Origin of the sequence: Rhizobium sp. BT04 (assembly GCF_030053135.1) — a bacterium.
GTDB lineage: Bacteria > Pseudomonadota > Alphaproteobacteria > Rhizobiales > Rhizobiaceae > Rhizobium > Rhizobium binxianense.
In genome coordinates, this window is record NZ_CP125651.1 from 317380 (window position 1) to 330016 (window position 12637).

At 60.7% G+C, this 12637-nt stretch carries 12 protein-coding genes; all 12 read right to left on the reverse strand.

Annotated features, from left to right (window positions below; all coding sequences use genetic code 11):
- Positions 1-7 precede the first annotated feature (7 nt).
- Complete coding sequence (locus QMO82_RS06740; protein WP_246718374.1) at positions 8-1684, reverse strand: PAAR-like domain-containing protein; 1677 nt, start codon at positions 1682-1684, stop codon at positions 8-10.
- Positions 1681-2787, reverse strand: a complete 1107-nt coding sequence (locus QMO82_RS06745; protein ID WP_183609376.1) for a DUF2169 domain-containing protein — start codon at positions 2785-2787, stop codon at positions 1681-1683. Before QMO82_RS06745 ends, QMO82_RS06740 begins: the two co-directional genes overlap by 4 nt.
- Before the next feature lie 12 nt (positions 2788-2799).
- Positions 2800-5064, reverse strand: coding sequence for a type VI secretion system tip protein TssI/VgrG (tssI, locus tag QMO82_RS06750; RefSeq protein ID WP_283196514.1), 2265 nt, complete (start codon positions 5062-5064; stop codon positions 2800-2802).
- Between the two features lie 31 nt (positions 5065-5095).
- Positions 5096-5974, reverse strand: a complete 879-nt coding sequence (locus tag QMO82_RS06755; protein ID WP_283196515.1) for a hypothetical protein — start codon at positions 5972-5974, stop codon at positions 5096-5098.
- Positions 5971-6291: a GAD-like domain-containing protein gene (locus QMO82_RS06760; protein ID WP_283196516.1), complete on the reverse strand. Its 321-nt coding sequence runs from the start codon at positions 6289-6291 to the stop codon at positions 5971-5973. The genes QMO82_RS06755 and QMO82_RS06760 overlap by 4 nt, the downstream gene beginning before the upstream one ends.
- Before the next feature lie 94 nt (positions 6292-6385).
- The gene (locus QMO82_RS06765) at positions 6386-6760 is read right to left on the reverse strand and encodes a hypothetical protein (protein ID WP_183610638.1); all 375 of its coding nucleotides are present in this window, start codon (positions 6758-6760) and stop codon (positions 6386-6388) included.
- A 2-nt stretch (positions 6761-6762) separates the two neighbouring features.
- Positions 6763-7056, reverse strand: coding sequence for a PAAR domain-containing protein (locus QMO82_RS06770; protein WP_183610637.1), 294 nt, complete (start codon positions 7054-7056; stop codon positions 6763-6765).
- Between the two features lie 92 nt (positions 7057-7148).
- A complete protein-coding gene (locus QMO82_RS06775; RefSeq protein WP_017956902.1) occupies positions 7149-7721 on the reverse strand; it encodes an SMI1/KNR4 family protein in 573 nt (190 codons plus the stop codon).
- A 47-nt stretch (positions 7722-7768) separates the two neighbouring features.
- Positions 7769-9154, reverse strand: coding sequence for an HNH/ENDO VII family nuclease (locus QMO82_RS06780; protein WP_183610636.1), 1386 nt, complete (start codon positions 9152-9154; stop codon positions 7769-7771).
- A complete protein-coding gene (locus tag QMO82_RS06785; RefSeq protein WP_183610635.1) occupies positions 9147-9509 on the reverse strand; it encodes a hypothetical protein in 363 nt (120 codons plus the stop codon). The genes QMO82_RS06780 and QMO82_RS06785 overlap by 8 nt, the downstream gene beginning before the upstream one ends.
- Before the next feature lie 4 nt (positions 9510-9513).
- Positions 9514-11676: a type VI secretion system tip protein TssI/VgrG gene (tssI, locus tag QMO82_RS06790; RefSeq protein WP_283196517.1), complete on the reverse strand. Its 2163-nt coding sequence runs from the start codon at positions 11674-11676 to the stop codon at positions 9514-9516.
- Positions 11677-11707: 31 nt separating this feature from the next.
- Entirely contained in the window at positions 11708-12586 is an 879-nt protein-coding gene (locus tag QMO82_RS06795) for a hypothetical protein (RefSeq protein ID WP_283196518.1), read from the reverse strand.
- Between the last annotated feature and the right edge of the window lie 51 nt (positions 12587-12637).

The window sequence follows — 12637 nt, forward strand, 5'->3', positions numbered from 1 at the left end:
CAATCTGTTAGGGATAGCTGCCATTGCGAAGAACCTCCGCGATCCGGCCCGAAGGAAGCGGCTTTTCCTTGGTGCGGCCTGGCGCAGTCAAACCGGTTTTTCCTTTCACTTGCGCCGCTGCTCGCGCATTGGCGGCTGCTGCGCAAACTTTGTCGATGTCTTTCGTCTGCAAGAGTGCAGCCTGCGATCTTATTAGGATGTCCTCCATGGGAGCAGTGCCGGGGAATTCCGGATGATCAATCCCTGCAAACTCTTTCCTGATGTGTTCATGCACACCCCCTGAGTCATTCTTATTGCTGTGTTCGTCGCTCGTCAGACAGATTGACTCACCTTGGCCTTCCGTGGGTGCGTTGGGAACCCGTTCCGTCGTTACTTTTCCTGCCCGATCACCTAACCGGTAGACCATGTCAGGCACCACGTGGTGAGTCTTGCCGCCGCGCGCCGTGCATGGTGCTAAAATCTCATCATAGGGTCCTATGAGGCACTCTTTCTTCTTTTTGTCATCGATCCTCGTATTGGAACCGGGATCAAGTGGCGGCGGTGGAACTGGCTTCGGTTTCTGCTCCTCTTCTTCCTTTTTCCGAGCCTCGGTCATCTCCTTCAGCTTTTGCTCGATCTGGTCGTCCGACAGCCCCTGAAAAGGAGAGAGGACACCCTGAACTTCGGCATCCGACATTGTGCGGACGTCCATCGGCTTTCCGGCCAACGTAGACAAGATGTCATTGGCAAGCGGAACGCGTTCGCTGTCGTTAATAATGAGGCCGTATTTCCCTTCCCAAGCTGAAGAATTAAACATGTCCAGAGGATTGCTGACATGTTGGCGACCACCGAGCAGGCGATTCTGAGTCATGACATAATCGCCCGGGCCAGAAAGGATCGTCTGAAAAGCACGCGCTTCAGCACCTTTTTCAGCCTGCGTTTTGCTGAGGTCGTCCAGGACGAGCGACGCAGCGCGACCCCAAATTCCAAGTCTTTTGAGCACCTGCGAACCAATTTGCGATCCGGCGGTTGGAGTCTGCGTTGTCGGCGGAGCGGTTGTGGTCGCTCCTCTCGTCGTTCCACCAACGGGCACCCCGCCACCCACACCCGTCATGGTGCCGACATTCGCCTGCGCATATTGCGCACCCATGATCGGAACCTCGGGCGAGGCATCGCTGATGACACGGCCTTCGTCACTGCCAGTCGAGCGCAGCGATCCTCGAACAGGGTCGTCATCTTTGGGCGGGACATATGTCTGAGTCCCACGCACGAAGATCGCTTCGCCCTGCGTATTCCGATTGTTCATCCAGAAGCGGTCGAGATGCCGGATGACGTGAGAACTCTCGGCGCGTACCTGGTCGGCATGACCGATCGGCTCGCAAATATCTTCGACGGTGCCGGATTTGACTCCCTTTTTCGTTCCCGGCGCATCGCCATGAACGTGGGTCGTACAGGACCGCAGGACCATTGCCTTCTTGCCGGTGAAGCGGACAGATGGCGTGTAGTCTTTGTCGTGCCCGCAATAGTCGACGATCGGGTACGGGATAGGGACAACCGAGGAGCCGACCGGCGTCAGGCATACATCCGGTGCCAGCGAGATGATCTTTGCTTCGTCGAGATCACGCAAACCTTCGCGCGGCTGCTTCGTCGTCCAGGGCGCCGGGTAGTCGGGCTCGCCGACATAGTTGTCGCGCGGGATGCTCATGCCGCAACCTCATCGGCGTCAGCATCTGCCGCTTTGACTTGAACCCGCGTCAACGTCAGCGATGTTTCGCCTGCCTCCTGAAGGGGAAAGCGTGCCCGCCAAGTCAGCATCACGCGACTATCGTTCCGCCAGTCGAGTTGCACGCCGTCTAGCGAGAGCACATACCACTCATCGCGCTCATGACCGACACATCGGACCCCCAGCGTGATTCCCGGAAGTCGCCCTGCGGCTAGGGCGAAGCTGGGGTGCAGATGATCCAGCTGGTAGTCTTCGTCCCCGATCAGATGCGGCATAACAACGAGATCCGGATGAGCGCATTGCCAGAAGCGCGCATCGAAATCCTTCGGCAGAAGCGGGTGGCGCTCATTGAGCCAGACATCGTCATAGGTGCCGGCGTGTTCCTGGCGGGACCGCCACCAGGGCGATGTCAGACCCAGTCCCTGCGGCTCGACCGGCTCGCGCCAGTTCAGCTTCTCGCCAGGCAACGTGATTTGTGGCGCCGCGACGGGCGCTTGATCCCAAGGCATGTCTAGATTGACGATGCCGCAACCGAGCGGATTGCGCGCTTCAACATCGGCGGGCGTTTCGTTTTCCGGGTCGCCCGTACCGGGAATTTGACCGCCATACGCCTTGCTCCAGCAAATCGGCACCGAAGATGCCGGCTCGGCTTCGGTCAGTTGCCAATCCGTCAACACTCGCTTTGCTTCCTTTGCCGAGAAGCCCGCCCATTTCTGCTTGACGACGGGGCGCCAGAAGCGCGCGCCATGGACTTCGAGCCTTTTGGAAAGCTGCCCGACGCGAAGGCCCACCTGCCATGAAGGCGCTGGCTCGCCGCCCGGGGCGTAAGCATTGCCAAGGAAAGTGATGTCGGTTCCGACCTTCTCTGGCGTGAGATCGGTCTGACGCAACAGCGGGCTGGCATGGGGATCGCCGTCATAGGCGTCCTCCCACTGGAAGTCTTCCTGTTTCGAGGCGATGGCGAGCGCATCGCCCTGGCGGTGAACGAAAGTGCCGCGAACCGAGACCACACAATCCAAATCGCCATTCGCGTCGAATTGCCGGAAGGCCACGGCCGGAAAAGGAAGCCGGTTGATCAGTTCCAAGGTTGCTCCTCCTCAGTTCAGATCGATCGGCTTGCCGCGCATCTGGAAATGTTCGGTGGCGACGAAGTTGAACGTCTTGCCGAGGATGATCACTTCGCCATTGGCTTTCATGATGAATTTGGAATCGCCGCATTCGATGACGAATTCCTCGCCGACGGCGATCTTCTTGAACTTGCCGACGCTCTCCAACGATGTCTGGCCGACATTGGTCACCTTGCTGACGCCGATCTGCTCGGCGCGGGCGATGCCGATCGTGTCGGATTTGAAAGAGCCGACGATGGTGTTCATGATGCCGGGAAGCGGGAAGAGGCCTGAAGCCGCATCGCCGACACCCGTGCCGGAGCCGGCAAGTGCCGTGCCGGCATCGGCACGCGGGCTTGGTCCCGAGACGACCCCCTCACGGCTGCCAAGACCACCGGCGCCTAAGAAACCGAGCGCTGAAGATGCGAGTGTGCCGGCAAAGGCCGCAAGCCCCGGCCCGCCACCGCCTGCAATCTGGCCGGCCTGCGCCAAGAGCCCCGCCGTATGTCCGGAGAGACCGCTGACCGCCCCCATCAGCGCCATGGCCATCGGCCCCGTGCCGCCGACGACGGTGTTCATCGAACCGCCGACTTCATGTTTCTGGTTGCCGCCGACCTCGACCGTCCGGTTGGCGCCGATCGCCGAGACCTCGTGCCGGTCGATGCGCTTGGTGCGGTCGTTCAGAACGCGCGTCGTCTGGTCCTTCTGCGCATGGAAGAACATGTTCTCGCTGTCGGCCTCGTCCTCGAACGTCATCTCGTTGAAGCCGGTACCCTTATGCGTGTTCGACCGCATGACCATGCGTGTCTTGTTGGCCGGCAGGTCGTAGGGGACCGTATTGGAAGGATTGGGGACCACGCCGGTGACCAGCGGCCGGTCGGGGTCGCCGTCGACGAAGGCGACCATCACTTCCATGCCGATGCGCGGAATGACCTGGGCGCCCCAGGTTCCGCCGCCCCAGACCTGGCTGACGCGCACCCAGCAGGTGTCGGAGCCGTCCTTCTTCGCCTTGCGGTCCCAGGGGAACCACAGCTTGATGCGGCCGTACTGGTCGGGATGGATCTCCTCGCCGGAAGGGCCGGCGACGATCGCCACTTGCGTACCCTCGATCCGCGGCCGCTTGGTCTCGCGATGCGGCGTCATCGGTACCCGCGACGGCACCGCCTCGAATGTGTTCGTGTATTCCGGCTCGTTGCTGTTCGTCTCGTAGGAGCGGTCGACGACGGTATGCACCGCCTTGACCACCACATGCTCCTCATAGACGTGGTCGGGATGGGCGACTTCATAGGGCGTGAAGCGGCGTCCTGCCTCAAGGATGCGGGATGTGGAGCCGCCGAAGACCCGGTCGTGATCGGCTTCGGAGGCCTGCATCCTGAGTTTTTCCGCCCGCTCCGCCTCGGCGACGGACGAAATGCGCGCCGGATATTCGTAAAGCTCGCGCTTGGTTGCTTCCGGCATCTGCACCAGGGATGGCGTCATGGTGCCGGGCACCATGCGCGGCGTCTCGAAGTTCCAGTCGGCGCCTGCCCGCTGGCCGGGCACATAGGAATAGCGCCGGCTCCAGTCGTTGATATGGTTGCGGTCGGACGAGCCCTGCGCCAGGCGAACCCGCCCCTCACCCTGCGCCGAGGGCGACGGGCCGAGCCAGGATCTGGCACCGTCGGCCACATGCAGCTTGTGTTTGCCGTCCTCATGGGAGAACCAGTAGAACAGGCCGTCCTCCTCGAAGCGGCGCGTGAGATAGGCAAGGTCCGTTTCATTCCACTGCACCGAATAATGCTGCGGCGGCGGTGGCGTGATCACGCCTGACGTATCGGGCGCCGGGATGCCGTGCTCGGAAAACAGCGTTTCGACGATATCGACCGAGGTCTTGTCCATCCAGATGCGGCAGTCGGAACGGCGCGACAGCAACCACATCTGCGGCCTGAGCACCATGGAATAGGATCTGAGGCCGCGGGTGATCGGCGGCCCCTCGTTGAGTTCGGTCACCAGGCCGTTGAACGGCCGGCGCACGCCGCCGCCATCCTCGCCCTGCTGCACCTCGACGGAGACATCCATCAGCCGGCCGATCAGTTCCTCCGGCTTGACGGATGGCTTCTTGGCGCGGGCCGAGAGCTTGATTTCAAAGAGCGAGGAAATCCCTTCCTCGATCGTCACCCGCTCCGGCAGAAGCTGGTCCTCGCCGAGCGGCGAGACGATCTTCAGAATACGGTTCGCCTGGATGAAATCGGCGGCGAGGGATTGCAAATCGTCCATAACATCACGTTCCGTCTTCAAAAGCCGATTACTACTGCTGTTGCGGCCGAGGATGGGTTTTGAGGTAATCCGCCAGTGCCGAGAAATATTGCCCCAGCATTTCGGTATTCGCCCGATCGGCCACCTGCCTGTAACTTTCGATCAGCGCGTCGCGCTTGGCCTTTCCGCCCGGACTCCCGTAGAAATCCGACAGCACCGACAAGTCCTGCGCCGACAGGGTGGCGAGCGCAAAGGTACGCTGCGCCTTCTCGTTCGCTCGCGCCGTATCCTTGGGAATCGGCTTCTCGTTCTCGTTTCGGGAGCGCAGCGCCGAGATCACGCTTGACATTTCGGACTGCAGCTTGCCTTGCGAAGCGGACGCCAGTTCTTCGGCATCGGAATTGGAAAGAGCCTCGAGGGAGAGATAGATGAGCTGCGAGGTAAAGGCGGTTTCGACGGCAAGATCCGGGCCGGCCATGAGATCGGTGAGCCGGCTGATGCGCGGACCTTTGTCCGGGTCGGCGAGACGCGTCTCGATATCCTTCGCCGCCGTCTGATCCTGCGCTTCGGTCATCCGCGCAATCTTTGCCCGCCCCTCTTCCAATGCCGTCGCCGCTTTGGCGAGAGCTTTCGGATCGACGCCATCGTCGCCGGCGTCTGCCACGGCCTTCGATATCTCGGCAGCCATGCTGTCGGCTTTGAAGGAAGACCGCGCGGCCGTTTCGAGCAGCGGCTGCACTTGCGAAGCCTCGGAAATGCCGCGATCGGACGCGGCCTTGGCGACATTTTCGACGGCGGCAGGCGTGGCGGAAAGGCGCCCTGAGAAGCACAGGCCCAACATGACTTCATCGGTCCACCGGCGTTGGTGTTCCTCGTTATATCCTCGATTGTCGACACCCACCTCTCCCCTCGGCAGGTTCAACCCAATCATGGCATCGCCGTACCAGATATCGATCGCACCGAAGGCACTATAGCCAAAGGCGTACACTCTTTCGGATCAAGTTCCGGATCACCGCGAAATACATAGTCCAGCACCGGCTTCGGCAAGGAAGGATTGCAGAGCCAGTATTGACCGTCGGACCAACTGCACCAACCATGATCGATCCAGAAACGGAGAAGAAAATCTGGCAGTTTTCCGCGATAGGCCTCCACATCGGCCGCGCTCGGGCGAATGACATTGTCGATCTTGTAAGCAGAGAGAAATTCGTCGAACCACTTGATCTCGAAGATGTTGTAGTTTGAAGCCACGTCCATGTTCCCGAAAAGCGTTTTCCTGGTGGCACAATCTGCTGGACAGCGCCCGCTTCCTCGCGGGCGCAACGCTTAATCATATGGATTGCACCTAAGGACCGAAGCGCACATCAATTATCGTCAGTTGGAAACGGCTCTTGATCAGCCCATCTTTAGCCTTCAAAGCGAATGGGTTTGATGAGCCGTGCGACCGCGCGATAGCTCTCCGCCCCCCCGCTCGCAGCATCGCCCAAGACAGGCTAGGCCCCGGCGCGAAGGTTTGCTCCGTTTGAGAACTAACGGGCGCCTCAATGTTCGCTTCGCCGAGAACGGTGAGCCAGTTTGATGAGCGCGGCTTCTCCCAACCACCTTCCTCGGTTTCTGCCCAGAAGAGTCCCATAGCGTCGTGCTCCAGCCCTTGCTTGAGCCAAGGATAGTAATAAGCATCTTTCTCGTGGCTGACCAAAAGAACAGACCGTTTTGCCAATGTTAATCCGCAGTGAGCCAGCCGAGGCCCTCGACGATGCGCCCACCATGCGCGGTCGGATCCCCCATCCGGGCCAAGGCCTTGCCCTCGATGAAGACAATCGACGAGCCGCCGCTGATCGTGTCCGGACCGCCGACCATGCAGGTGCATTTGTCGCCGACAACGGCAACCGGCACGCCGTCGACGGTCACCAATGTCTGCGTTTGCGAAATCGGCCCGCCGACATGCGGCTTGGGTCCCGGTTCAACCATCGGGCAAAGGTGGTTGTGACCCTTGAGGGAAACGTGAAATGACATATAAAATTTCCGTCCAATCCCTGTTGATCGAAATAACTAGCCATAGAAACTCGGCCGCCGATACCCCTCCCGGCCCCAACTGGGCGTCGGACTTACTCGAAGTCCTTTGCCCGATCCTTCCAGTATTCGCTGATGAATTCACGTGACGGTGGCGAATCCTCGTCGTCGTCATCGAATTCCGGACCACCTTGGGCGCGCGCTTCCAGAGTGCGCCGCACTTCGTTGCGCAGGAACTCGCCAAAGCTGTCCGCAATCTTGTCCTTGCCGTTCGCGTATCCGCCAGCGGACACCTCGTAGACCGGCGCCTCGCCGTCTGCGTTCATCTCGGCGCAATCCATCACAAAGAAGGGACCATAACCCGCTGTCAGAAACGGGATCATCGTCTCGCTGATCCGACCATCGGCGCGCTCTCGTTCCGTGGCATACACGACATTGGTGATGAATTTCGCGTCTATACCTTGGGAGAGCCAACCGTAAATCTCAACCGTGTCGAATTCGAGCGCTCCATATTCGGACAGCATCTTCTTATACGACACCGGCAGCGACACGCCGAGCCGGCTCTCGATCTGCTTCAAATCTTCTTCAGTCGCGCTCCTGGTCCCGAGAATGTCGATCCCGTTGTCTCGCAGGCTGCGGATTGCATCATCAAACATCGCGGTGCTCATCATCTACTCCTTTGTCCACGGCCTACCCAAAGAGCCTGGCGCTGCCCCTATGGAGGCGGTCCATTGCCGAAATCCCTAGCCCTGGCGCGCCAATATCTCGACCGGTAATTGTTGTAGTCTATCTCGTCCTGCGGATGCAGCTTCCGCCAACTTATATAGTCGGCGTCGCCTTTCGGGTAGATGTGAATGGTGTTGTAGTTGTCACTATGGAAGGTGCTTTGCACCTCCGCTAAGGGACCCTTCTTGCCTGTCTCGCGCAGAGTCTCCTGCTGAACCATGTGGTGCAGTTCGATCAGTTTTCCATCCGAACCATAGGGCGCAAGTCCAGCCTTCATACGCTGATAATTGGTGCGTCCCTTTTCATCGACTAGGTTCGGATCGATCAAATCGTCTCTCTGGTAGACCGTGCGCCCACCGACCTCCTTCTTCTTCCAGAGGCCCGGCCTTGGCCCGCCGGGATCCTTGACATTTTCATGGGTCGACTTCGGCAGCCCCGCCTGGTCGTCGCCAAAACCCTTATGTGACTTGGCATGCTCCACGACCTTCGCTTCGGGAAGCTCAATGCGGGCAGTCTTGCCGACATTTCCCCCGGCCCGCTTCAGCATGATGACGATCTTGCGCGCTGCTGTTCCGACCTTCTTGCCGATCGACACCGCCACCTTGAGGGCGATAGCGCCCGCGCCGGCCGTAAGAGCGCCGGCCGCCGCCGAAATCGCCAATTCAAGCGCGAGGAAGGCGCCGTCAATGCCAAGGGTCCCGAAGGCGTAAGTCGGGCCGCCCTTCTCCCAGTCGGAAAGGAACTGCTTGTAGCGCGCCAGAGCGGTCTCTTTCAACGCATTCCACACCTTGGAAAGCGCTGCGGTGACCTGTGCCTGGCGCGCGCTGACTGTACCTTGCGTGGCCGCGATGACCTTGTCCTCGGTGGTCGTGTCCGCCTTGTAGTCGTAAAGCCCGGTACTTTTGCCGAGCCATTCGACCGTCGCCTTGCCACCCTTCATGACCTGCGAGGTCTGGTTCACGTCGACGGCGACGCTGTCGCGTATGCTGCGGTCGAGATTTTCGATATCGTCCTTAAAGCCCGGATCATAGCCGAAGAATGTGCCGACCTTCTGCGCTGCCCATAGGCCGCCGCGCTGCATACCGAGATGGGCGGCGCCTAAACCGGGCGGCGTGTAGTCGTCGATCGCAACTCCGGCGGCTTCGACGAGGCCCATGGCCTCCTTGACCGCGCCCTCCAGGGCGGCAAGCACCGCCTCTCGTGCCGCCTTCTGCTCCTCCGCAGTGCCCAGGACGCCGCCCAACAGGCCAAGCGTATAGACCATGCTCCAGTATTCGAGCAGTCGGTCGTAGGTGTATTTCTGCAGATCGGTGTCCGGATGCGGATGTGTCCCGGGAAGCTGCGAGTCGGGATATTGAGCCGCCGCGCTACCCATCGGCATCTTCTCCGAGGAAATGCCACTTCAGGAGTTCCTGAGGAAGCATCTTGTAGAAGTTCAAGGATGCGTGCCCCACCGGAGCCATGACGCCGCCGGCGCCGAGACCGATCTCTCCGAGCGCCTGCGACAGCGCTCCCAGACATGCGGTAATATCTGCCGATCCCTGTGGATTGGCCTTGGTGAGTAACCCCTGCACAAGCGGCAATTGCTGTTCGGGGCTGAGCGACAACTGACCCATGGAACTGAAAGGCTTGATACCCACGCGGGCCTGAAAGCGCTCGCGAACCTCGTCGCGAACGCTTCGGCGCTCTGCAGCAATGGGTATCCACTCTCCCGACGGCACTAGGGTCATCGCGTCAGTTCCTGCGGATATCGACCTTCGAAGCCTTTAGGACCAGTTCCTGTCCCGCCTCGATCGTCACGTTTTCGCCCTTGAGGTGAACCGTCCCGTCCGCCTCCATCCTGACGCTGGTCTTGCCTACGACGATCTCGTAGGTCTTGCCCACGACCGTGGACTTGGCCATACCCACTTCCTGATAGTGGCCGATGGCGGTCGAATCGTTGCGGATGCCCCCGACCGTCGTTTGCAATCCGCCGCCGATCGTCATCGACTTCGCCGCGCCGACGATTTCTGTGGAAGATACCATCACCGTCTCGGCCTTGTTCTTGGCCACCCCGATCACGAGATTGCCCTCGCCCATGGTCGTGTCGGACAGGAAGCCAAGTTTATCTGTGAACGCACCAAGCTTATCGGTGAGCAAGTCGCCGACCTTGCTGCGCAGAATACCCATGGCGGCCGTCACTCCCTTCTGAAGGATGTTTGGACCGACCATCAGCGTCATGTTGCCGCCGATCACTTCGTGGTGGTTGTTACCGACCTCGATCGTCTTGTTATGGCCGACCGACTCCGACTGGTTGTTATCGACGCGCTTCGAACGAGAATTTTCGACATGAATGCGGTGATCCCGCTGCGCATGCATGTAGATTTCTTCCCGGCCGTTCTCGTCCTCGAAGCTCATCTCGTTGAAGCCAGTGCCCTTATGGGTTTGAGTTCGGAATGTACTCTTGGTCTTATTCGCCGGCAGCGTATAAGGCACCGCATTGGCAGGATTGGGCACCACCCCAGTGATCAGCGGCCGGTCGGGGTCGCCGTCTACGAAGGCAACCATCACCTCCATGCCGATGCGGGGAATGATCTGCCCGCCCCAGGTGGAACCCGCCCAGTTCTGCGCCACGCGCACCCAGCAGGTGTCGGAGCCGTCTTTCTTCGCCTTGCGGTCCCAGGGGAACCACAGCTTGATGCGGCCGTACTGGTCGGGATGGATCTCCTCGCCGGAAGGGCCGGCGACGATCGCCACCTGGGTGCCCTCGATCCGCGGCCGCTTCGTCTCGCGATGCGGCGTCATCGCCACCCGCGACGGCACCGCCTCGAATGTGTTCGTGTATTCCGGCTCGTTGCTGTTGGTTTCGTAGGAACGGTCGACGACGGTATGCACCGCCTTGACCACCACATGTTCCTCATAGGCGTGATCTGGATGAGCGACTTCATAGGGGGTGAAGCGGCGCCCCGCCTCCAGGATGCGGGATGTGGAGCCGCCGAAGACCCGGTCGTGATCGGCTTCGGAGGCCTGCATCCTGAGTTTTTCCGCCCGCTCCGCCTCGGCGACGGACGAAATGCGCGCCGGATATTCGTAAAGCTCGCGCTTGGTTGCTTCCGGCATCTGCACCAGGGATGGCGTCATGGTGCCGGGCACCATGCGCGGCGTCTCGAAGTTCCAGTCGGCGCCTGCCCGCTGGCCGGGCACATAGGAATAGCGCCGGCTCCAGTCGTTGATATGGTTGCGGTCGGACGAGCCCTGCGCCAGGCGAACCCGCCCCTCACCCTGCGCCGAGGGCGACGGGCCGAGCCAGGATCTGGCACCGTCGGCCACATGCAGCTTGTGTTTGCCGTCCTCATGGGAGAACCAGTAGAACAGGCCGTCCTCCTCGAAGCGGCGCGTGAGATAGGCAAGGTCCGTTTCATTCCACTGCACCGAATAATGCTGCGGCGGCGGTGGCGTGATCACGCCTGACGTATCGGGCGCCGGGATGCCGTGCTCGGAAAACAGCGTTTCGACGATATCGACCGAGGTCTTGTCCATCCAGATGCGGCAGTCGGAACGGCGCGACAGCAACCACATCTGCGGCCTGAGCACCATGGAATAGGATCTGAGGCCGCGGGTGATCGGCGGCCCCTCGTTGAGTTCGGTCACCAGGCCGTTGAACGGCCGGCGCACGCCGCCGCCATCCTCGCCCTGCTGCACCTCGACGGAGACATCCATCAGCCGGCCGATCAGTTCCTCCGGCTTGACGGATGGCTTCTTGGCGCGGGCCGAGAGCTTGATTTCAAAGAGCGAGGAAATCCCTTCCTCGATCGTCACCCGCTCCGGCAGAAGCTGGTCCTCGCCGAGCGGCGAGACGATCTTCAGAATACGGTTCGCCTGGATGAAATCGGCGGCGAGGGATTGCAAATCGTCCATAACATCACGTTCCGTCTTCAAAAGCCGATTACTACTGCTGTTGCGGCCGAGGATGGGTTTTGAGGTAATCCGCCAGTGCCGAGAAATATTGCCCCAGCATTTCGGTATTCGCCCGATCGGCCACCTGCCTGTAACTTTCGATCAGCGCGTCGCGCTTGGCCTTTCCGCCCGGACTCCCGTAGAAATCCGACAGCACCGACAAGTCCTGCGCCGACAGGGTGGCGAGCGCAAAGGTAAGCTGCGCCTTCTCGTTCGCTCGCGCCGTATCCTTGGGAATCGGCTTCTCGTTCTCGTTTCGGGAGCGCAGCGCCGAGATCACGCTTGACATTTCGGACTGCAGCTTGCCTTGCGAAGCGGACGCCAGTTCTTCGGTATCGGAATTGGAAAGAGCCTCGAGGGAGAGATACATGAGCTGCGAGGTGAAGGCGGTTTCGACGGCAAGATCCGGGCCGGCCATCAGATCGGCGAGCTGGCTGATGCGCGGGCCATTGTCCGGGTCGCCAAGACGTGTCTCGATATCCTTCGCGGCCGTCTGATCCTGCGCTTCGGTCATCCGCGCAATCTTTGCCTGCCCCTCTTCCAATGCCGTCGCCGCTTTGGCGAGAGCTTTCGGATCGACGCCATCGTCGCCGGCGTTTGCCACGGCCTTCGATATCTCGGCAGCCATGCTGTCGGTTTTGAAGGAAGACCGTGCGGCCATTTCGAGCAGCGGCTGCACTTGCGAAGCCTCGGAAATGCCGCGATCGGACGCGGCCTTGGCGACATTTTCGACGGCGGCAGGCGTGGCGGAAAGGCGGCTCCCACCTGCTCGATTTGAAGCAGGGATTGATCGACGGAACCGGATGCGCCGGTTGTGCCGGCAGCAGTCGCTGCCAGAACGCAGGCGACGGCCGCCGGGATCACCAGCCATCGCATGCGACCCATCAATCCACGCTTCAAGACGTCAGTCAATCGCATCGGC